Source organism: Halococcus hamelinensis 100A6, assembly GCF_000336675.1.
Taxonomy (GTDB): Archaea; Halobacteriota; Halobacteria; order Halobacteriales; family Halococcaceae; genus Halococcus; species Halococcus hamelinensis.
Genome location: NZ_AOMB01000022.1, coordinates 18,696 through 39,370, shown reverse-complemented (window position 1 = coordinate 39,370; position 20,675 = coordinate 18,696). Strand labels below are relative to the sequence as shown.

General features: G+C 69.5%; 24 protein-coding genes. 10 read left to right on the top strand and 14 right to left on the bottom strand.

The annotated features are described in order from the left end of the window. Positions 1-170: 170 nt before the first annotated feature. A complete protein-coding gene (locus tag C447_RS07550; RefSeq protein WP_007692533.1) occupies positions 171-1,517 on the bottom strand; it encodes an NAD(P)/FAD-dependent oxidoreductase in 1,347 nt (448 codons plus the stop codon). A gap of 120 nt (positions 1,518-1,637) precedes the next feature. On the opposite strand from C447_RS07550, the gene C447_RS07545 reads away from it, so the two are divergent. After that, positions 1,638-2,594: a D-2-hydroxyacid dehydrogenase gene (locus tag C447_RS07545; protein ID WP_007692532.1), complete on the top strand. Its 957-nt coding sequence runs from the start codon at positions 1,638-1,640 to the stop codon at positions 2,592-2,594. 27 nt (positions 2,595-2,621) lie between these two features. On the opposite strand, the gene C447_RS07540 is transcribed toward C447_RS07545, so the two are convergent. The 8 genes from C447_RS07540 to cofD form a co-directional block, all read right to left on the bottom strand. Beyond that, complete coding sequence (locus tag C447_RS07540; RefSeq protein WP_007692530.1) at positions 2,622-3,575, bottom strand: AEC family transporter; 954 nt, start codon at positions 3,573-3,575, stop codon at positions 2,622-2,624. A 159-nt stretch (positions 3,576-3,734) separates the two neighbouring features. Continuing rightward, a complete protein-coding gene (gene asd, locus C447_RS07535; RefSeq protein ID WP_007692528.1) occupies positions 3,735-4,769 on the bottom strand; it encodes an aspartate-semialdehyde dehydrogenase in 1,035 nt (344 codons plus the stop codon). Positions 4,770-4,837: 68 nt separating this feature from the next. Next, on the bottom strand, positions 4,838-5,032 hold the full coding sequence (locus tag C447_RS07530; protein WP_007692526.1) for a 30S ribosomal protein S17e: 195 nt from the start codon (positions 5,030-5,032) through the stop codon (positions 4,838-4,840). A 53-nt stretch (positions 5,033-5,085) separates the two neighbouring features. Beyond that, positions 5,086-6,036, bottom strand: coding sequence for an acetamidase/formamidase family protein (locus C447_RS07525; protein WP_007692525.1), 951 nt, complete (start codon positions 6,034-6,036; stop codon positions 5,086-5,088). A gap of 115 nt (positions 6,037-6,151) precedes the next feature. Continuing rightward, positions 6,152-6,721 (bottom strand): DUF447 domain-containing protein, encoded by a 570-nt coding sequence (locus C447_RS07520; protein WP_007692524.1) that lies wholly within the window; start codon positions 6,719-6,721, stop codon positions 6,152-6,154. Further along, positions 6,718-7,554, bottom strand: a complete 837-nt coding sequence (locus tag C447_RS07515) for a triphosphoribosyl-dephospho-CoA synthase (protein WP_007692523.1) — start codon at positions 7,552-7,554, stop codon at positions 6,718-6,720. Before C447_RS07515 ends, C447_RS07520 begins: the two co-directional genes overlap by 4 nt. After that, positions 7,551-8,330 (bottom strand): tRNA-dihydrouridine synthase, encoded by a 780-nt coding sequence (locus C447_RS07510; protein ID WP_007692522.1) that lies wholly within the window; start codon positions 8,328-8,330, stop codon positions 7,551-7,553. Before C447_RS07510 ends, C447_RS07515 begins: the two co-directional genes overlap by 4 nt. After that, positions 8,330-9,331, bottom strand: a complete 1,002-nt coding sequence (cofD, locus tag C447_RS07505; RefSeq protein ID WP_007692521.1) for a 2-phospho-L-lactate transferase — start codon at positions 9,329-9,331, stop codon at positions 8,330-8,332. Before cofD ends, C447_RS07510 begins: the two co-directional genes overlap by 1 nt. Before the next feature lie 191 nt (positions 9,332-9,522). On the opposite strand from cofD, the gene C447_RS07500 reads away from it, so the two are divergent. From C447_RS07500 to C447_RS07480, 5 genes are all read left to right on the top strand, one after another. Continuing rightward, positions 9,523-10,650 (top strand): NAD(P)/FAD-dependent oxidoreductase, encoded by a 1,128-nt coding sequence (locus C447_RS07500; protein ID WP_007692519.1) that lies wholly within the window; start codon positions 9,523-9,525, stop codon positions 10,648-10,650. 206 nt (positions 10,651-10,856) lie between these two features. Continuing rightward, positions 10,857-11,357: a hypothetical protein gene (locus tag C447_RS07495; protein ID WP_007692517.1), complete on the top strand. Its 501-nt coding sequence runs from the start codon at positions 10,857-10,859 to the stop codon at positions 11,355-11,357. Next, entirely contained in the window at positions 11,311-11,550 is a 240-nt protein-coding gene (locus C447_RS07490; protein ID WP_007692514.1) for a hypothetical protein, read from the top strand. Before C447_RS07495 ends, C447_RS07490 begins: the two co-directional genes overlap by 47 nt. 72 nt (positions 11,551-11,622) lie before the next feature. Further along, positions 11,623-12,522, top strand: coding sequence for a ferritin-like domain-containing protein (locus tag C447_RS07485; RefSeq protein WP_007692512.1), 900 nt, complete (start codon positions 11,623-11,625; stop codon positions 12,520-12,522). Between the two features lie 72 nt (positions 12,523-12,594). Next, positions 12,595-13,665: a hypothetical protein gene (locus tag C447_RS07480; protein WP_007692509.1), complete on the top strand. Its 1,071-nt coding sequence runs from the start codon at positions 12,595-12,597 to the stop codon at positions 13,663-13,665. Positions 13,666-13,700: 35 nt separating this feature from the next. On the opposite strand, the gene C447_RS07475 is transcribed toward C447_RS07480, so the two are convergent. Further along, positions 13,701-14,666 carry an aldo/keto reductase gene (locus C447_RS07475; protein ID WP_007692507.1) on the bottom strand — a complete coding sequence of 322 codons (966 nt, stop codon included), beginning with the start codon at positions 14,664-14,666 and terminating at the stop codon, positions 13,701-13,703. 104 nt (positions 14,667-14,770) lie between these two features. Between C447_RS07475 and C447_RS07470 the strand changes: the two genes are divergently transcribed. After that, a complete protein-coding gene (locus tag C447_RS07470; RefSeq protein ID WP_007692505.1) occupies positions 14,771-15,088 on the top strand; it encodes a cupin domain-containing protein in 318 nt (105 codons plus the stop codon). A gap of 42 nt (positions 15,089-15,130) precedes the next feature. After that, positions 15,131-15,595, top strand: coding sequence for a ribosomal protein S18-alanine N-acetyltransferase (gene rimI / locus C447_RS07465; protein ID WP_007692503.1), 465 nt, complete (start codon positions 15,131-15,133; stop codon positions 15,593-15,595). Position 15,596: 1 nt separating this feature from the next. On the opposite strand, the gene C447_RS07460 is transcribed toward rimI, so the two are convergent. Beyond that, complete coding sequence (locus C447_RS07460) at positions 15,597-16,787, bottom strand: 3-dehydroquinate synthase II (protein ID WP_007692499.1); 1,191 nt, start codon at positions 16,785-16,787, stop codon at positions 15,597-15,599. Between the two features lie 81 nt (positions 16,788-16,868). Here C447_RS07460 and C447_RS07455 point away from each other — a divergent pair, with 81 nt between their 5' ends. Together C447_RS07455 and C447_RS17895 are read left to right on the top strand one after the other, a co-directional pair. Further along, on the top strand, positions 16,869-17,534 hold the full coding sequence (locus C447_RS07455) for an HAD family hydrolase (RefSeq protein ID WP_007692497.1): 666 nt from the start codon (positions 16,869-16,871) through the stop codon (positions 17,532-17,534). 59 nt (positions 17,535-17,593) lie between these two features. Next, positions 17,594-17,767 carry a hypothetical protein gene (locus C447_RS17895; RefSeq protein ID WP_153300665.1) on the top strand — a complete coding sequence of 58 codons (174 nt, stop codon included), beginning with the start codon at positions 17,594-17,596 and terminating at the stop codon, positions 17,765-17,767. Here the strand turns inward: C447_RS17895 and C447_RS07450 are convergent, their stop codons facing one another. The 3 genes from C447_RS07450 to trpB are packed head-to-tail and all read right to left on the bottom strand — an operon-like array spanning position 17,768 to position 20,672. After that, entirely contained in the window at positions 17,768-18,562 is a 795-nt protein-coding gene (locus C447_RS07450) for a 2-amino-3,7-dideoxy-D-threo-hept-6-ulosonate synthase (RefSeq protein WP_007692496.1), read from the bottom strand. Positions 18,563-18,585: 23 nt separating this feature from the next. Then, a complete protein-coding gene (gene trpA / locus C447_RS07445; protein ID WP_007692494.1) occupies positions 18,586-19,437 on the bottom strand; it encodes a tryptophan synthase subunit alpha in 852 nt (283 codons plus the stop codon). Then, positions 19,434-20,672 (bottom strand): tryptophan synthase subunit beta, encoded by a 1,239-nt coding sequence (gene trpB / locus C447_RS07440; RefSeq protein WP_007692492.1) that lies wholly within the window; start codon positions 20,670-20,672, stop codon positions 19,434-19,436. Before trpB ends, trpA begins: the two co-directional genes overlap by 4 nt. Positions 20,673-20,675: the final 3 nt, after the last annotated feature.

Sequence of the window (20,675 nt, the reverse complement as noted above, 5' to 3'; positions counted from 1 at the left end):
CCGCCGCCACCTCAAATCCCTTTGCTATCTTAATTCAGCGAGAGAATCCCGTGCCGAGGCGGTAGGCCGACAAAGCGCGAGGAGATTTTCTCCCGCGTGAACAGATGGACTGCGAACTATAATATCCCACCTCGGAAGGGAAACCCTGCCGTTTCACGGCGGGGAGGATGTCATATCGCGTACTCCGACTCCTCGATCTGGACGTAACCGCCGTTGCGGTAGCCGAGCCGGGCGCGTTCGTACTTCGCGAACACCGACAGCCCCGCACGCCCCGCCCGCGGCACGCGCAGCGGGCTGTACCGCCCGTCCTTCATCATCCGACCGACCGCCCCGAAGGTCCGGTCCCAGTCGTCGGGCCCGAACCCGCCGACCACGTCGGCCATCGCGACGTTCCGCCCGAGTTCGTCGCCGACCGCGCGCTTCCACTCGCGGTTGTAGGCCGAGAGCGCGCCCGCGCCGGCGAGCGAACCCGCGATCTTCCCCGTCCGCACCGCGACGTGGTCGCCACCCTCGTGGAACGCGGAGGTGGTGCCCATCGCACCGCCCGCGACGGCGACCTTCGCGCCGACGGGGGAGTCGATCGGCTTCGTCGAGGAGATCGGGTAGGACTCGACGCCCTTTCGCTTCCCACGGTCCTCGACGATCGGGAAGTCCTCGAGGTCGTAGTCGGGGTACTCGCTCTCGAGAAGTCGGCGGATGTACTCCGAACCCGAGGGGATCGAGTCGTCGTCGGGTTCGAGGAGTCGATAGTCCTCCCGGTTCTCGACCGCGTCGATGTCGAGCCCGATCGGCATCGTCAGCCCCACGCGCGCGACGTTGCCGTCGTTCGGGAACACCCACGGGTAGGCGGTGTGGCCGGGCATCGCTCCCCACCAGAAGACGATCCGGTCCTCGGGGAAGAGTTCGGGCGGAAACTCCCGATATTCCTGATAGGCGATGTGGTTCGCCCGGCGCGAGGAGAGCCCCTCCAATCGACTCTCGCCGACGAACTCCGAGAGCACGCCTCTCGTGACGGTACGCTGTGGCCCGTCGGCGAGGATCAGGTATTCGGCCTCGATCTCGTGACCGTTCGCGAGCGTGAGGACGTGTCCACCCCGGGGGTCGACGTCGACGTTTCGGACGCTCTTGCCGACGCGATACTCCGCGCCCGCGGCCTCACAGCGCTCGCGGAGCCAGTCGTCGAAGCGCGCGCGGTGGAAGGTGAACCCGAAGTTCGGGTACGAACTCTTCATGCCCGTCTCCCGGATGGTGATCCGTTCTGTGGGCCCCGCGAAGGTCGCGCCGTCGAGCTCCCGGAGGATCACGTCGTCGGGGACCGGTTCGGGGAGGTCCATCAGGTCGACCCAGTAGTCGAGCATCCCGGCGGCGTCGGTCGAGTCCGGCCCCGGGCGGTCGCGGTCCTCGCGCGGGACCCCCTTTTCGAGCACCACCGTCTCGGCTCCCTGCCTGGCCGCGGCTCGCCCCGCCGAGCTTCCGGCGGGTCCACCACCGACGACCGCAACATCGATCCGCTCCATACCGTCTCGCCCGCCGCCGTGGATAAATGTCTACCCGTTGGCGACGGCCCGCCTGACTTCCGGGAGGTATAACATCCGTAGCCGTCGAAGCGCGTGCATGGAAACAGGAGCGGCCAGCGAATGACGGATCCGGACATCATCGTGCTTCGAAAGGGGATCCACGGGCTGTCGAGCAGCGAGTTGGCGATGGCGCTCCGCGAGCGCCTGCCCGACCACGGGATCGAGTGTGCGGCGACGCCGGCCGAGGAGCGCGACCTCATCGAGGACGCCCCCATCGTGGTCGGCCAGGTCATCGACGAGGAGCTGCTCGACCACGCCGGGAACCTTCGGCTGTTCGCGGGTTTCTCGGCGGGCTACGGCCACCTCCCGATGGACGCGCTCGACGAGCACGACGTCGCTGTGACGAGCGCTTCGGGCGTCCACGGCCCGAACATCGCGGAGGACGTCCTCGGCTTCCTCCTCTCGCTCACCCGTCGCCACTACGAGGGCTGGCGACGACAGCAACAGCACGAGTGGCGTGCCTATCCCACACGGGAGTTCGCCGGATCGACGGTCACGGTCGTCGGTCTCGGCGCGATCGGAAACGCGATCGTCGAACGGCTCTCGGGATTCGACGTCCACACCATCGGCGTGCGTCACTCGCCCGAGAAGGGCGGGCCGACGGACGAGGTCCTCGGCACCGACGAACTGCACGACGCGCTCGCGCGGACCGACAGCGTCGTGCTCGCCGTGCCGCTGAACGAGGGGACCGAAGGCCTGATCGGCGAGGAGGAGTTCGCCACGCTCTCGCCCGAGGCGTTCCTCGTGAACGTCGCGCGCGGGCCGGTGGTCGACACCGACGCGCTGGTGGCGGCGCTCCACGACAACGCCATCGGCGGCGCGGCGCTCGACGTCACCGACCCCGAACCGCTGCCCGCCGACCACCAGCTCTGGAAGTTCGAGAACGTCCTCATCACGCCGCACAACACCGGCAACACCCCGATGTACTACGAACGCCTCGCCGACATCGTGGCGGAGAACGTCGAGCGGGTCGACGAAACCGGCGAGTACGAGGACCTGAAGAACCAAGTGCTCTGAACGGGAGCGCCGCGGACCCGTCGGGGCTCAGAACAGCCAGCCGTTCCGGACCCCGACGACGAGCCCGGTGAGGACGACGACGCTCAGGACGGTGGTCACGAATATCACCGTACTCGTGAACTCGGCGGCCGAAATCCCCTCCTCGGGGGTCTCGCCGTAGGCGATGATGAGCGCGAGCGGCGTGACCGCCGCGGGGGTCGCACACTCGATGACGAAGACGTTGCTCACCCGCGGGTCCGAGAAGCCGACTGCGAGCGCGAGCGCCGCGCCGACGACGGGCGCGACCGCGAGTTTGAGCCCCGCCGGGAAGAGGGTGTGCCGGAGCGCCCCGAGTTCGACCTCCGAGAGCTGGATCCCCACGACGGTGAGCATCAGCGGGATCGATGCCGACCCCACCGAATCGACGGTGGTCATGAACGTCCCGTCGACGGGCGGGACGAGGCCCAGCGCGCGAAACGCCGCCGCGGCGATCACAGCGTAGACCAGCGGGAGCCGGAAGACCTCCCGAACCGCCTCCATGGCGGCGTTCTCGCCCTCCGAGGAGACAACGTAGACCCCGAGCGTGTAGAGCACCACGCTCTGGGTCGTGAGGAAGAGGGTCGCGGTGGTGCGCCCGATGTCGCCGAAGACGAAACCCGTGAGCGGGATCCCGACGAACCCCGAGTTCGGGAACGCGCTCGACAGGGCGATCGCCGGCAGAAGCGCCTCGGGGACGTCGAGCGCCCGCCCGCCGACGTAGGCGATCCCCATCAGGACGAAGACGTAGGCGAGCACGCCCCCGACCAGTTTGACCACCGTGTCGCCGCTCAGGTCGGTGGTGGCGATCCCGTGAAAGACCAGCGCCGGGAGGAAGAACGTCAGCGCCACCGTGTTGAGCGGCTCGACCGAGAGGTCGGTTCGGCGACCGAGGAGGTAGCCGACCGCGGCGATCGCGACGATCGGCAGGATCGCGTCGGTGAACGGTGCGACGACGCCGCTCATGTCGCGCCACTGGTGGCGCGAACGTTCGAGCGGGCGTGTGGGGTCATATCGGTCGTGGTCGGGCCGGCGTCAAATACGGCGTGGATCCGTCGACAACGACCGGTCCGTGCTGGTTCAGGACCGACGGGAACGACGACGGGGCGACGGCGGGAAGGGCGTTCAGACCCAGCCGCGCTCGACGAGGAGTTCGCCGTTCAGCACGCTCGCGCCCGCCGCGCCGCGGAGGGTGTTGTGGGCGAGGCAGTTGAACTGCACACCGCGGGTCGTCTCGCGGAGGCCGCCCGCCGCGACGCTCATCCCGCCGCCGACCATCCGGTCGAGCCGGGGCTGGGGGCGGTCGGGGTCCTCGAAGACCTCGATGAACTGGTCGGGCGAGCTGTGGAGGTCGAGGGCGGGAAGCTCGCGCATCGCGCGGGCGGCGTCGTCGGCAGTGATGTCCTCCCGCGTGTCGGCCCAGACGCTTTCGAGGTGGCCGTCGACCGTCGCGACGCGGTTGCAGGAGGCGGCGATGTCGACCTCGTGGCGCTTGACCTCCGCGCCGTCGAACTCGCCGAGGAGCTTCGTGGGTTCGGTCTCGACCTTCTCCTCCTCGCCGCCGATGTGGGGGAGGACGTTGTCGATGATCTCCATCGAGGTCACGCCGGAGTAGCCCCCGCCGGAGACCGCCTGCATCGTGGCGACGTGGGCGGTTTCGAGCCCGAACTCGGCGAGCGCCGCGAGCGGCGGCACCGCCGTGATGGTCGAACAGTTGGGGTTCTTCACGAGCGCGCCGTCCCAGTCACGGGAGTCGCGCTGGACCTCGATCAGGTCGAGGTGGTCGCCGTTGACCTCCGGGATAGTGAGCGGGACGTCGTCGGCCATCCGGTCGTTCGAGGAGTTCGAGGAGACCACGTAGCCCGCCTCACAGAGCGGCGGTTCGACGCGCTCGCCGACCGCCGACGGGAGCGAGGAGAACAACAGGGGAACGTCGTCGGGGATCGCGTCGGGCTCCGTTCGAGCCACGTCGAGGTCGGCGAGCGCGTCGGGCATCGGGACGTCGATCCGCCAGTTCGCGGCCTCGCCGTAGGGTCGACCGGCGCTGTCGTCGCTCGCGGTCACGCAGGCGATCTCGAACTCGGGGTGGGGGTCGAGGAGCTGGACGAGGCGCTGGCCGACGGCTCCGGTCGCACCGAGAATACCGACTCGCGTTGTCATTCCCCGTGGTAGGACAAACCAGGGGAAAACGGTTCTGATCGGCGTAAATCACGCCGGGCACGGCCGGCTCAGGCGGCCGCGGCCTCGGACTGGCGCTTGCGGGAGACGTAGCCCGCGATCCGGTTGCGGACGCCCTTCGACTGGACGTTGGTGAGCGCGGTGACGCTCTCCTTGTTGTGCTCGAAGTCCGTCGAGAACGCGTCGGGGTACCGTTCGAGCAGCTCGTTCGCCGTCTTCTTGATGTAGGCGGGTTTGATGGCCATGGGCCGACTTTTCTCGCGCGGCGTATAAACGACGCGCTCTCGACCGCGGAACCCTACTCGAAGAGGCTGTCGGCGACGAACGCCGTCACCGTCCAGTTCGGCGCGTCGACGACCTCGCTGATCTTGAGGTCGACGGCGGCCGAACACAGGATGTAGGCCTCGCCGCGAGTGAGACCCCGCTCGGCTTCGAGGTGGTCGATCATGTGGCGGACCGCGAGCTTCGTCGCGTCCATCAGGTCGGGCGCGATGCCGGTCGTGCCGTGCATCGGCTCGTCGCGTCCGGTCGGCGTGTAGGGGTGGTCGGACCGCACCTGCGGCTGTTCGATCTCCATGTCCGTTCGCACCTCGAAGCGCGCGGTGACGAACATCGGTGCCTCTATGCCCGTCACACATACCTCACCGTCGCCCTGGGCGGCGTGACAGTCCGCGGTCGAGAACAGCGCGCCCGGACACTCCACGGGCAGATAGACCGTCGAGCCCGCGGTCATCTGTTTCACGTCCATGTTCCCGCCGGTGTCGCGCGGCGGGAGGGTATCGTGTTCGCCCGCGTCGCCCGGTGCCGTCCCGATGATCCCGGGGAAGGGATCGAGCGGAACCTCGATGCCGTTCACGAACGCTCCCACCCCGTCGGCGAGGTCCCAGATGTGGAGCCCGGGGTCGGGGAAGTCCTCCGGAAGGAGACCGAGCCCCATCTCGCCGGGCATGAAGCCCGTGAAACCCCAGCCCTTGTGTTCGAAGTCGAGGAGTTCGACCGCGAGGACGTCGCCGGGTTCGGCACCCTCGACGTAGACCGGCCCGGTCAGCGGGTGGACCGGGTCGAAGCTCGCATCGCGCATGTCCTCGACGCCCGATCCCGGTATGACTTGGCCGTCGAGCGCGTCCCGGCACTCGAACCCGACGACGTCGCCCGGTTCGACCGTGAGCGCCGGTTCGAGGGAGTTGTCCCAGACGTGATGGACGTTCTCGTCGGCGTCACTCAACTCGTCGTCGACCGAATGTGACATGCGTCACCTATTGGCTCGGGTCGGCATAACTCCCGATGGTCGTTCGGACGACTGGGGAGGGGTTCCGAGAGCGGTGCGACCGGACGTACGTATCGGCTGCCGTTCGGTCGTCGTGTTATCCGGTTCGGTCGCGGATCAGCGCCATTGCGGCCCGCTCGCGCTCGCCGCCGCAGGTCTCGACGACGTCCTCGAAGAACGCCAGTCGGTCCCGGAGTTCGGCGGTGTCGTAGCCCGGGACGTCCAGTCGAGAGGCCGCGACGGTGGCCTCGACGACCGCTCCGTAGCCACGGTTCGTGGTCGGGACGGTCGTCGATTCGACCGCCGATTCCGTGGGCACGAGTTCCCAGTCGACCCACTCGGTGCCCCCGGATTCGCCCGTTTCGGCGCGCTCGACGTCGACGCGCACCCACGCCGCGGCCGCCGGGTGGATCGGCGAGTCGCGTTCGAGCACGGAGAGCGCGCTCCGGGTGAACACCACCGGGTCGTGGACGAACTGAACTATCCCACTACCCTCGCGCTCGACGTTGCGGCGGGTTCGCGTGCGACCCCAGGTTCGCGCCGTCACGGGATCGCCGGCGTGGAGCCCGAGCGCAGCGAAGTTCCACGTTCCCTCGGGGCCCCGGGTCGCTACCACCGACTCGGTGACGCCGTCGAGGTCGACCGGCCACTCCCCAGGTTCGGTCATACGTCGAGCCCGCGTTCGAGCGCGACGAACAGCCCGGCGGCGACGAGGTCGGCGGTCGTCCCCGGGTTCACGCCGGCCGCCACGAGCTGGTCGGCGAGGGTCTCGGGGCTCGTCTCGCCGCGGCGCACCGCCCGCGCGGCCTCGCAGACCTCGCGCGCGGTCGCCTCGTCGTGAGCGGTCGCCACGAACGTGTCGGGTTCGCTCGCGAGGAGTTCGAGGTACGCGCGTGCGGCGCGGTCGGGCACCGGCCCGTCGCCCGACTCGATCCGCTCGGCGGTCTCGAAGCTCCGCGGGAACCGCGAGACCCACTCGCGCGCGAGGCCGTCGCGTTCGACGCTCGCCGCGAGCACGTCGTAGAGCGTCAGTTCACGGTCCCTGAGCGTGGGGATCGCGTCCGCCCCGTGTCGAACGTCGAGCGCGTCCATCCCGTCGGGCGGGTCGTCGACGGCGACGTCGACGTGTTCGAAGGCGCGGTAGAACCCCGCCGCGTCCTCGACGGTGGTCGATTCGACGACGTTCGCGGCGCTCTCGGGCGTGACCCCGCCCTCAGCGCGTGCCGCCGCGACCAGCGGGACGAGGGTCAGCAACGCGCCGAACTGGGTGTTGCCGCCGCGCTGGTTCGCCATCCCCTCGACGGCGCGCTCGAACGCGGTTCCGACCGGCTCGCCCGCCGCCGCCATCCGGAGGCCCTCGCTCGCGCCAACCGCGCCCGCCATGAAGTGCTCGAAGCGGAGGTCCTCGTGGTCGTGCGCCCGGTCGACGTTGCCGGGTTTCGGGGTGCTCGTGACGTCGAGCAGGAGGGCCAGTTCGGCGTTCTCGGCGGTCGTCCTCATCCGCCGGTCCCCGCCGTCAGGTCCGGTTCGTTGGCCGCGAACCACGCGTCGGTCGCCTCGCGGACCCGCCCGAGCACGGCCGGCCGGTCGCTCGGCCGCCCGACGCTCACCGCGTCCGCACCGTAATCGAGGTACTCCGTGACGGTCGCCGCGTCGCGAACGCCGTTGTTGGCGACCACGAACGCGTCGGTGGCCTCCGAGACCTCTCGGACGACGGATTCGGAGTCCATCGCGTCGACGTGGAGGACGTCCGCGCCGGCGGCCGCGACCCAGCCGGCGGTCTCGGGCAGCGAGACCCCGGGCACCTCCGCGCGGAGTTTGACGCTCACGGTCGCGCCCGTCGCGGCGGCGGTCTCGACGTACTCGCAGAGCCGGTGGGCGTCCCTGAGGAGCGTCTCGCCACAACCAGCCGCGCAGAGCTCCTCCTGACGGCAGTGGGCGTTGATCTCGACGATGGCGTCGTGGTCGGCACAGAGTTCGGCGGCGTTCCGGATCGGGGCACGCGTCGCGCTCCGGACGTTGACCCCGGCCCGGAGCGGGCGATCGTCGAGCGCGCGGAGTTCCCGCTCGACGAACCCGAAGGGGTCCGTGGGCAGGAACTCGTTCCGACCGCGCTCGACCAACCGTTCCGCCGCGCGCCGCGAGCCCTCGTCGAGCGCGATCCCGCCGAGGAACGCCAGCCCGGCGTGGTCCGCGCCGCGCGCCGCCCACGCCGCGTCGGATTCGCCGCTGAGGCTCGCCAGCGCCACGCGCGGCTCGAAGTCGGGGTCGGCCATCACGCGGCCTCCCGCCCGAGTTCGAGCGCGTCGTCGACCGCGCGCGCGACCCGCGTCGAGTCCTCGGGCATGTCGATCGTGATGTCGGTCTTCACCGTCGGTCGGCCGAGCGGCGTGTCGTCGCCGTCGTCGAGCACGAACGCGTCACAGAACGGGTAGGCCTCGGCGACCCCTGCGGTGCTCGCCTCCAGTCCGACCGCCTCCATGAGCTTCGCCGCCGGCCCGGAGAAGACCTCGTCGCCGACGAACGGCGAGACCGCGACCACGGTGGTCTCGGCGAGGGCTTTTCGAACCCCGTCGAGCGCGAGCATCGGCCCGATGCTGGTCACGGGGTTCGAGGGACCGATCACGACCGGTTCGGAGAGCGCCTCCAGCACCGCGTCGGTGGGTGCAGCGCGCTCCTCGCCCCGGAACTCGACGTCCTCTACTGGGGGTTCGCCGCCCTCGGCCACCCAGAACTCCTGGAAGTGGATCTCGCGCTCGGGGGTGTGGACCATCGTCGCCACCGGCTCGTCGCTCATCGGCAGGAGGTCGAGGTCGACCTCGTAGGCGTCGGCGAGCCGGCGGGTCGTCTCGGTGAGGGTGTGTCCCTCGTCGAGGAGGCTCGTCCGGAGGAGGTGGGTCGCGCGGTCGCGGTCGCCGATCAGCATGAACTCACCGACGCCCGAGAACCGCCGCCAGCGCGCGAGGTCGCGGCCCGCGGTCTGTTCTTCCGGGGGCAGGTAGCGCGGCCCGGGTTCGAAGCCCGCCGCCGTCGAGCGTTCCTGGAGTTCGTCGTGGGTCGCGGTCGTGTCGTCGGCCACCGCCCACCACCGCTCGCGGTCGAGCACGCCGCCGCGGTCGTAGAGCACCGTATCGAGGTCGGGCGAAACCAGCAGGCCACCGAGTTCGACGTCGTCGCCGGTGTTGGCGACCACCGTGGTCTCGTCCAGGGCGAAAACCGCGTCGGCACCGGAGAGGAGCTTCGGCGTGCCGGTGCCGCCGGAGAGAAACGTCACCATGCCCGGGTTCGACCGGCTTCGGGCTAAACCCTTCTGCTCCCGTGCCGGTAGCCGTTCGAATCCGTCTCGAAAGACACCGTTCCGAGCGGGTCGCCGAACGGTCGGACTCGGCTCCACGACCGCCCGTCGAGTCCGTACTCCGTGCTTCGGTATTCTCAAACGATTTAGCCCTGCGAAGCCAAGCCTCGCGCATGAACGTCGCCGTTCTCGGTGCCGGCTACGCCGGGCTGATGCTCGCCCGCCGGCTCGAACGGAACCTGCCGTCGTCGGCCGACCTCGTCGTGGTCAACGACCGACCCGACCACCTCGTCCAGCACGAACTCCACCGGGTGGTCCGCCGACCCGCGCTCGCCGACCGGATCACCGTCGACCTCGACGACGTCCTCGACCGTGCCGAGGTCCGCGTCGCTCGCGTTACCGGGGTCGACCACGAGGCCGGAGTAGCCCACCTCGAAGACGAGACGGGTGAGTCGGAGCTCGACTACGACGTCGGCGCGGTGTGTCTCGGGGCCGAGACCGCCTACTACGACCTCCCCGGCGTCGAGGAGCACAGCACGCCGCTCAAGCGCCTTCCGGACGCCGCACGCATCCGCGAGCGGTTCCTCGAACTCGGGCCGGGGGATCGAGCCGTGGTCGGCGGCGCGGGGCTGTCGGGGGTCCAGATCGCAGGTGAACTCGCTGCGCTCGTCGACGAGGAAGGGCTCGGCTGTGAGGTCACCCTCCTCGAACAGGCCGACGCGGTCGCGCCGAACTTCGGGGTCGACTTCCAGAACGCGGTCCACGACGAACTCGAATCGTGCGGGGTCGTGGTGAAGACCGGACGGACGGTCGAGCGGGCGACCGAAACGAGCATCGAGTTCGCGGACCGCGAGGCGCTCGACTACGACCAGCTGGTGTGGACCGGCGGGCTCCGCGGGCCGGACGCGCTCGGCGGCGAGCGCCCCCTGACTCCCGACACCCTCGAACTCGGGGACGGGACCTTCGCGGTCGGCGACGCCGCACGGGTCACCGACACCGACGGGGCGGCGGTGCCCGCGAGCGCCGCGTCGGCGGTCCGCGAGGCGCTCACCGTGGCGAAATCCATCACCCGGATCGTCGAGGACGACCGCGACGGCGTGTTCGAACCCCGGCCCGAGCGGTTCCGATTCGACGCGCCGGGCTGGCTGGTGAGCGTCGGCGACGGCGCGGTCGGCCAGGTCGGCCCGCGCGTCGTCCGCGGTGCGGCGGCGAACGCGCTGAAGAGCACCGTCGGCGCGACGTATCTCTCGGTGGTCGGCGCGCCGAGCAACGCCGTCGGTCTGGTCCGGGACGAACCCTGACCACGTCACGGCCGAGTTCCACGACGGGCGACCGGGTTCGGCGGACCGCCGATTTCGTCGGGATCGGCCGATCTCGGTGCGATGGACGTTGGAAACGGCCCGTTTCTCCTATCGGGGGAGTTATGGTCGAGAAGCTAGCTGGTTAGGGGCATGAGGCAACGAGCCGTCATCGCCGTCGTGTGTGTCGCGCTGCTGTTACTCGCGGGGTGCTCACAGCTCGCGTCGGCACCCGCGGACCAGACACCGGCTCCGACTGCCGGTGGATCCGGAAACGGGACGGGAACCGCGACGAGTTCGCCGACCAGCGCGCCGGCGGCGAACACCACGACGGAGGCATCGACGACGACCGCCGGTTCGACCGCGACGGACACCGCGACGTCTACGGCGACGTCCACTGCAACGTCGACCGCGACGGCGACGGCCACCGCGACGCCAACCCCGACCGCGACATCGACGCCGACGGCCACGCCAACACCGACGGCCACTCCAACACCAACCCCGACCACGACGGCAACGCCGACGCCGACACCGACGGAAACACCGACACCGACCTCGACGGCAACTCCGACCGCGACATCGACCGAGACACCGACCACGACGGAGACCACCCCGCAGGAGGAGCACGACGTCGTCCTCATCGGCGGGTCCGTGGAGGACAGGGTGACCTACCAGCTGACGGTCTCGGGGTCGATAGAACGCCGCGGTGAGAGCTACGGCGCGCCGATCGACGACAGCGGCGTGACCCAGGACCCCGACATCGACGTCATCAGCGGGTCGACGGTCGACGGACGGCTCGGCGGCGGCGGCGACGCCTACCACATCACCGGCGAGATCACGAGCTTCGAGGCCGACGGCAACGTCTCGGTCTACGTCGACGGCGAGGAGACCGACCTCGGGTAACCCGGGACGCGCCCGCCGATTTTCGGCGAGAATTTGGCATAACCTTTTATCCGTCATCTGTCTGTCGTCGGTATGGACGGACCCGACCCGAGCGATGTCGACGTATTGAACTACGCGCTGGGACTCGAACACCTCGAAGCCGCCTTCTACAACGAGTTCCTCGCCAACCACACCGAGGGCGACGTCGAGGGTTCGGCGGTCGCGAACTACTTCGCCCGGCCCACCCTGCAGTACTCGGTCTACCAGCAGATCGAGGACGTCCGGGACCACGAGGAGGCCCACGTCGCCGCGCTCACGGAGACCATCGAGAAACTGGGCGGGACGCCCGTCGAACCCGCCGACTACGAGTTCCCGTACGACTCGATGGAGGAGTTCGTCGCTCTCGCCGACCGGATCGAGGCCGTCGGGGTCTCGGCCTACGCCGGCGCGGCACCCATGATCGACAACGAGGACGTGCTCTCGGCCGCGCTCTCGATCCACAGCGTCGAGGCCAACCACGCGACCTACTTCCAGCTCCTCCACCTCCAGCGTCCCGCGCCGAACGCGTTCGACCCGGCGCGGAGCGAGGACCAGGTGGGCCCGATCGCAAAGCAGTTCGTCGCGGGTGCGGACGGTGACGAGAGCGACGACGCAGGGGAGGGCGAGCTCTCGGTGGCCGGGCTGAGCGCCGACGCCGACGGCACCGACGCGAACGACCTCAACGACGAGTACGTCACCTACGAGAACACCGGCGACGCGGGCCTCGACCTCTCGGGCTGGACCGTCACCGACAGCTCGGGCACGACCTACACCTTCCCGGACGGCGTCTCGCTCACGCCGGGGGCGCAGGTCACCCTCTACACCGGGAGCGGCACCGACACCGCGACCGAGCGCTACTGGGGCCGGGCGAACGAGGTCTGGAACGACGGCGCGGACACCATGACGGTCCGCGACGCGAGCGGAACGGTGGTCCTCCAGCGGTCGTATCCCTGACCCCGCCGTGAGACCGACCGAACCAACCGCGACCATCACCGACGAACGAAACCCACGCCCAGGAGACGAATAATGGCCAACGACGACGACCGAACGGGACCCGACGACGGACGGTTCGTCTTCGGCGACGAGGGACCCAGCGAGACGAGCGACAGGAGCCTCGGTGCCGAGACCGTCGTCGCCAGCATCGTGGTCGTCAGCGTGCTCGGCGCGGTGCTGTTCGTCATCGGGTTCCCGTTCCTCGGCGGTCTGGCGGACGGCGGTGCGGGGGCCGAGGACGAGCCCGCCGGCCCGACGACGAGCACCGCTGGCGGAGCTACCGAGCGACTCACGACCGTCGCGGGAACCCGGACGACCGTCGGAAGCGCCACGACCGACCTCAGCACGGCCCGGACGACGGCTACCGCACCGCCGAACGCGACGACGACAGCGACCGCAACCCCGACGCCGGAATCCCTCGCGGAGTCGGAAGCGCCGTCGGCACCGGACACCCCGACGGCAGCCGCCTCCGGGACCCCGACCGACACGCCTGCGTCGGGCGAGGGGGATACTCCGACCGAGGCGAATGCGTCGGGCGAGGCGGACACCCCAACCGAGGCGGATACGTCGGATGAGGCAGATGAATCAGGCGAGGCGGGCACACCGACCGAGGCGGCTGCAGACGGTGATGGGGACACACCGACTGACACGCCTACGGCGGACGAGGGGGATACTCCGACTGACACGGCTGCATCCGGTGACGCGGACACCCCAACCGACGCCGACGAGTCGGGTGCGGGGGACGGGGACGAGAGCCCGACCGCGACCCCGGGGTCGCGGTCGCCGGTCGTCGAGTCGTTCGACGTCGCCGACGGGTCGAACGACACCGTGGCGGTCTTCGACGTCTCCTGGACCGTCGCCGACCCCGACGACGACCTCTCGGGAGTCACCGTCGGCCTCGTCGCCGACCCCGACGGGGACGCCCGGACCGTCGCCGAGCGGTCGTTCGACGCGGGCGGGAGCGAATCCAGCGCCGGGACGAGGTTCGCCGTGCCGGACGGCGCTGGCTCGACCTACGAACTCCGGATCGAGGCGACCGACGCCGACGGCAACACGGTCTTCGAACTCACCCGCGCGGTCGCGGACGGCGAACCGGACGGCTGACCCGCCGTCCCGATCGAACCCGGGAGGACGAACGACTACTCGTGACCGAGGACCGCCATCGGCTCGTAGGGTTCTTCGAGGTACTCGACGTCGCTCGCGGCGAGGTCGAGTTCGACCGCCTCGACGGCGTCCTCGAGGTGTTCGACGCTCGACGTGCCGTAGATGGGTGCGGTCACGCCCTCCTTCGAGAGCAGCCACGCGAGGCCGATCTGGCTCATGCTCACGCCCTCCTCGTCGGCGACCTCCTGGACGCGCTCGTTGACCTCGCGGGCCTGTGGCGTGTCGTATCTGTCCTCGGTCATGTCGCGCATCTCGTCGGCCCGTTCGTGCGGGCGGGCGAGGTAGCCGCCCGCGAGCGGGCTCCAGGGGATCACCCCCACGTTCTCCTTCGCCGCCAGCGGGTTCATCTCGCGTTCCTCCTCGCGGTAGACGAGGTTGTAGTGGTTCTGCATCGTGACGAACCGTTCGAGGCCAAGCGAATCGCTGGTGTGGAGCGCGTCGGCGAACTGGTGGGCCCACATCGAACTCGCGCCGATGTACCGTGTCCTGTTCTGCCGCACGGCGTCGTCAAGCGCGCGAAGGGTCTCCTCGATCGGTGTCTCGGGGTCCCAGCGGTGGATCTGATAGAGGTCGACGGTCTCCATTCCCAATCTATCGAGGGAGTTGTCGAGCTCCTGGTCGATGGTCTTTCGCGACAGACCGCCCGAGTTGGGGTCGTCGTCGCGCATCTCGCCCCAGACCTTGGTGGCGACCACCTGTTCGTCGCGGTCGTACTCCGAGAGCGCGTTGCCGAGGATCCGCTCGCTGTCGCCGTGGGAGTAGACGTTCGCCGTATCGAAGAAGTTGATCCCCAGGTCGATCGCGCGGTCGATCACCTCGGTGGCTCGCTCCTCGCCGACGGTCCAATCGAACATCCCGTCGCCGCCCTCCCCGAAGCTCATACAGCCGAGGCAGATCTTGCTCACGCTCGTCCCGGTGTCGCCGAGTGTCGTGTATTCCACTCCCCGAGTTGGGGGGCGAGCCGAATAGTGCTTGTGTGGCGACGAGCCGATACGTCGATCCACGAACAAAATGCGTATTCATCCGCGGTGTCTCACAGTCGGTGATGTCGTACACCAAAGTCAACTACGAGGAGACCGAATCGACCCAGGGGTTGCACTTCCTTCGCGACCCGCTCGGCTGTGAGGACCACGGCGTCAGCGTGCTCGACGCCGAACCGAACTGGGACGGCTTCGAACACGACCACGCCGACGAGGGCGAGGAGGAGGTCTACGTGCTCGTCGACGGCGCGGCCACGATCACCGTCGACGACGAGGACGTCGCGATGGACGTCGGCGACGCGGTCCGGGTTTCGCCCGGGACGACCCGGCAGATCACGACCGGGGACGAGGGTGCCCAGTTCGTGATCACCGGCGCGCCCTGACCCCGCAGTGGCCATAAATACGCTCGCGCCGTACGGCCGTCGATGACGACGGCGACCGATGCCGACGGACCGGCGGTGCGGACCCGCGAGACCGTCCGGGCCGACCTCCTCTCGGTGTTCCGGATCGAGAAGGCCTCCTTCCCCCAGCCGTGGCCGTTCCGCGCGTTCGAGCGGTTCCTGGGGACCCCGGGCTTTCTGGTTGCGTACACCGACGAGGTGGTCGGCTACATCGTCGCCGACGACGTGCCGAACCACGGCCGTCGGCTCGGCCACGTCAAGGACCTCGCGGTCGACCCCCACCACCGCGGGCGTGGGGTCGGTGCGACCCTGCTCGCACGCGCGCTCGACGTCATGGACGAGCGGCGTGCCACCGCGGTCAAGCTCGAGGTCCGTGCGAGCAACGAGAGCGCACAGTCGCTCTACCGCCGGTTCGGTTTCGTCCACCGGAAGACCGCGCCGGGCTACTACGCCGACGGCGAGAACGCGCTGGTCATGGTCCGGGACTGACTCACTTCTCGACGATCCGCTCGTCGACCGCCTCGCCGAAGTGGCGCGCCGTCTCCTCGTGGTAGACCTTGACCTCGTCGCCGACCTCGAGGTCCGTCACCGCCTTCGGGCCGTCCGGCGTGGCGACCTTGATCGTCTCGGCGTTCTGGAGCAGGGTCTCGATGTGGTCGCCGTCGACCTCGCCGCCGCTCTCGGCGTCGTCGACCGCCGCGCCGACCGTCGCCTCGACCCGGAACATCGGCCGGCGCTCGATCTTCGCTCTCCCCACCAGCGCCTCGCGGGTTCGGCCCTCGGTGTCGACCACCTGGACCTCGTCGCCGCTCTTGACCTCGGAGAGATACTGGGTGCCCCCGTCCGGCGTCCGGACGTAGGCGTGGACCGCGCCGGCGTTCACCCGGAAGGGCCGCGAGGCCACGTAGGGCGATTCGGCGGTCTCGGCGTGGACGAAGAACAGCCCTCGACTCATCGAGCCCACGAGCATCCCCTCGTCGTCCGAGAGCAGGGAGCCGGTGTCGACGCAGACCCGGTCGGCCGAGCCGACCTGTTCGATCCCCGTGACCTCGGCCCACTGGAGGTCGAGGTGTTCGCGCTCGGCCTCGTCGCGGATCTCGACCGTACGCCGGATCTCGTCGGGGTCGTCGGAATCGAGCAACACACCGTCGGAGCCGGTTTCGAGCGTCTCGAACGCCGTCCGGGCCTCGTCGGCGGTCTCCACGCCGGCGACGAGGTGGGTCTCCTCGCCGATGCGTGCGATCAGGTTCTCGAGCGGGATGATGGTCCAGTCCTCGCCGATGATGAAGGTGTAGTCGGCCTCGCCCGCGGCGGCCTCGGCGAAGGACTCGTAGTCCTGGTTGAACACCCGGACGTACGCCCCGTCGGCGTCGTCACGGCGGATCGCCGAGAGGTCGGCCGACCCCGAGAGGTCGGGTGGCAGGTCGGCCGTGCCGTCGCCCTCACCGCCCTTCCCGACGACCGTCGCGTCGGGGCCCTCGCTCTCGCCCCCGATGGTGTCGATGCCACCGCCGACGAACGCCGCGACCGACACCGCGCCGAGGTCGCGCACCTTCGAGACGTCGGCCGCGTCACAGAGCACCCAGTCGACGCCGGCTTCGAGCCCCGCCGTGATCCGCTTTTTCCGCTGCTCCCAGTCGCCAACCGAATCGTCGGCTTTGAGCCAGACCGTACGTGTCATACGGGGCGCTCGAAGCCGTCGGGCTTGAACGTGGCGGAAACCCCGGAAGGTTTTCGGATGCGACGACCCATCATCCGCATAATGAAGCCCGACGCGGTGCTGTTCGACCTGGATGCGACCCTCTGTCGACGGCGCTGGTCGCCCGAGACGGTGCTCTCGGGGGCGTTCGACGAGGTGGGTGTGACGCCCTACACCACCGCGAGCGAGATGAGCGCGGTCGTGAACGACGTGCCGACCGCCGAGGACGACGTGGCGTTCTACACCAACTGCCTCGAAGCGGCCGCGGCGCGAACCGACGCGACACCCGAGCGCGCCGAGGCGGTCGCCCGCTCGTACCACCGCGCCATCGACTACGCGGACGTCGAGTTCGTCCCCGGTGCGGAGGCCGCCCTCCGCGAGACCGACGCCCCGCTCGGGCTCGTCACGAACGGCAGCGAGGCAACCCAGCGCGCGAAGCTCGACGCGCTCGGCATCGCCGACCGGTTCGACGTCCGGGTGTTCGCCGACACCGGCGGTATCAAACCCGATCCAGCACCCTTCGAACACGCGCTCTCTGAACTGGATGTCGACCCCCAGGGAACGGTACACGTCGGCGACTCCCTCCAGGCGGACGTCGCCGGTGCGAACGCGCTCGGCATCCGGTCGGTCTGGATCTCACACGGGGAGGCCGGACCGGTCGATGAGGTTCGACCGGATCACATCATCGAATCGCCCGTGGGTCTCCCCGACCTCCTGCGGACGACGTGAAGCACGCTGCACGTCGGTTTCCGGAATAGATTCATGCTATCACATCGCATACACAAATCGTGTCGAGCCTGCTACAGCGCCTCCCCGGCCATCTGATCCTGTTCGTGGGAGTCATGACCGTCGGGATATCCGCTCTGTTCGTCTTCGTGGGCGCAACGAATCTGCTCGCGTGGGGGGCGCTGACCTACGGTGTAGTCTCGGTGGCGGTCGGACTCGCCGTCGTTTATCGATAACTATGCCTCGACCGCGAGGCCCGCCCGGTCGAGCGCCTCCTCGACGGTGCGGTCGTCGTGGACCACGCCCGAGACCGCGCGGGTCATGGCTTCCGGGTCGTCGTGCTGGAACACCGTCCGTCCCATCGAGACGCCCGACGCGCCCGCGTCCATCGCGCCGCGGACCGCTTCGAGGGACGCGCTGTCCCCTGCGGGTTCGCCACCGGCGATCAGGACGGGCAGTCGGGTCGCGTCGACGACCTGGGTGAAGCTCTCGGCGTCGCCCGAGTAGCCGGTTTTGACGACGTCCGCGCCGAGCTCCTCGGCGAGTCGGACGGCGTGGGCCAGTCGTTCGGGGTTGGCCCCGTCGACGCCCGGGCCGCGGGCGTAGGCCATCGCGAGCACCGGGATCCCGAGCTCCGAGGCGCGCTCGGTGAGCTCGCCGAGGTCGGTGATCTGCTCGGGTTCGGATGCGCTGCCGACGTTGATGTGGAACGAGACCGCGTCCGCGCCGGCCTTGACCGCCGCCTCGACGGTCCCGGTGATCCGTTTGTCGTTCGCGTCCGGGCCGCCGGCGGTCGAGCCGTTGAGGTGGACGATGTAGCCCGCGTCGTTCTTGTTCGCGTGGACGCGCGGGGCGATCCCCTTCTGGGTCAGGACCGCGTCGGCCCCGCCGCGCGTCACCGCGTCGATAGTTCCCTCGATGTCGACCAGCCCCCGGACCGCGCCGAGGGTGAGCCCGTGGTCCATCGGGATGGTGAGGAACTTGCCGTCGGTGCCGATACGGTCGAGCCGTGCGTGGATGCCCGCGGTCATACTGTCACTCCGTCCCACGATGGTTATGGACGTTCCGGTCGCGGCGCACGTTGCGTGGCCCCCGCAAGCGCGCCGTCCTTCAGTTCACGGGCCTTGGCTTCGAGCCGTTCGGCGACCGCCGTGGTATCGTCGCCGTTCTCGTGGCCCTCGGCTACGATGTCGACCAGCGCGCTCCCGACGATCACGCCGTCGGCACCCGCCGCGACCACCTCGCGGGCGATCTCGCCCGAACTGATCCCGAACCCGACCGCCTTCGGGATGTCGTACTCGGCCAGCCGGTCGAGGCTCTCGGTGGTCTGGTCGGAGACGTCGTCGCGGGCGCTCGTGACCCCGAGGCGGGCCTGGACGTAGAGGTAGCCCGAGGTTCGCTCGACGGCCGCCGTGAGTCGGTCCCCACGCGTCGTCGGCGCGGCGATGAACACGAGGTCACAGCCGTGCTCGTCGCACGCGGTTCGCAGCGGTCCGCTCTCCTCGACGGGAAGGTCGGGGATCACGAAACCGTCGATGCCGGCCTCGGTCGCGCGCCGCACGAACGGTTCCGGTCCAGGGTCGCCACCCTGTGACCGTCCATACTGATAGACCAGATTGTAGTAGGTCATACAGACCAGCGGCACGTCGACGTCGAGCCGTTCGACCACCTCGAAGAACGTCTCGGGCGTCATCCCGGCGTCGAGCGAGCGGACGACCGCGTGCTGGATCGTCGGCCCCTCGGCGATCGGCTCCGAGAAGGGGAGGCCGAGTTCGATGACGTCGGCCCCGCCGCGCGCGAGCGCCTCGATGTACGCCACGCTGGATTCGACGTCGGGGTCGCCGACCGCGAGGTAGGGGACGAACGCGGCCTCGGTGTTCTCGAAGGCCTCGTCGATGCGGCTCACTCGAAGACCCCCATCTCGGGCGCGCTCTCGATGTCGCGTTTCTCGGTCTCCTCGACGACGCTTTCGAGGTCCTTGTCGCCGCGCCCGGAGAGGTTGACCACGACGTGCTCACCGAGGTCGTCGGGGTCGGCACGTTCGAGGTAGGCGATCGCGTGGGCGCTTTCGAGCGCCGGGATGATGCCCTCCAACTGGGAGAGCCGGTGGAAGCCTTCGAGGGCGGCATCGTCGTCGACGGCGGTCGGGGTCACACGTCCCTCGTCCACGAGGTTCGCGAGCTCGGGCCCCACACCGGCGTAGTCGAGCCCCGAACTCACGCTGTGGGATTCGAGGATCTGGCCCGTGGTGTCCTGGAGGAGTTTCGTGCGCGCGCCGTGGAGCACGCCCTCCTGGCCCGTGGCGAGCGAGGCCGAGTTGGGTGCGACGCCCGCCTCCTCGTCGACGTCGAGGCTGCTGCCGCCCGCCTCGACCGCGATCAGCGAGACGGACTCGTCGTCGACGAACGCGTCGAACGCGCCCATCGTGTTCGACCCGCCGCCGGCGCAGGCCACCACGCTGTCGGGCAGCCCACCGATCCTTTCCTCGGCCTGCCGACGAGCTTCCTCCCCGATCACCGACTGGAAATCCCGAACCATCGCCGGGAACGGGTGAGGGCCGACCACCGAGCCGATGACGTAGTGGGTGTCCTCGACGGTCGTCGCCCACTCGCGCATCGTCTCGTTGATCGCCTCCTTCAGGGTGCCACGACCCGTCGTCACCGGGTTGACGGTCGCGCCGTTGAGCCGCATCCGGAAGACGTTGGGGCGCTGGCGGTTGATGTCGCGCTCGCCCATATAGACCTCACACTCCATCCCGAGGTGGGCGGCGGCCATCGCGGTCGCGGTGCCGTGCTGTCCAGCCCCGGTCTCGGCCACGATCCGGTCCTTCCCCATGTACTTCGCGAGCAGACACTGGCCGAGCGCGTTGTTGAGCTTGTGCGCGCCGCCGTGGAGGAGGTCCTCGCGTTTGAGGTAGACATCGAAGCCGTAGCGCTCGCTCAGTCGGTCGGCGTGCTGGAGCGGGGTGGGTCGGCCCCCGAAATCCCGAAGACGTGCGCGAAACTCGTCCATGAACCCGTCCTCGTTCTCCAGGACGTAGCGCCGGTAGGCGTCGTCGAGCTCCTCGACCGCCGCCATCAGCGCTTCGGGGACGTACTGGCCGCCGTACCGACCGAACTTTCCGTTCTCGTCCGTTGCCATTGG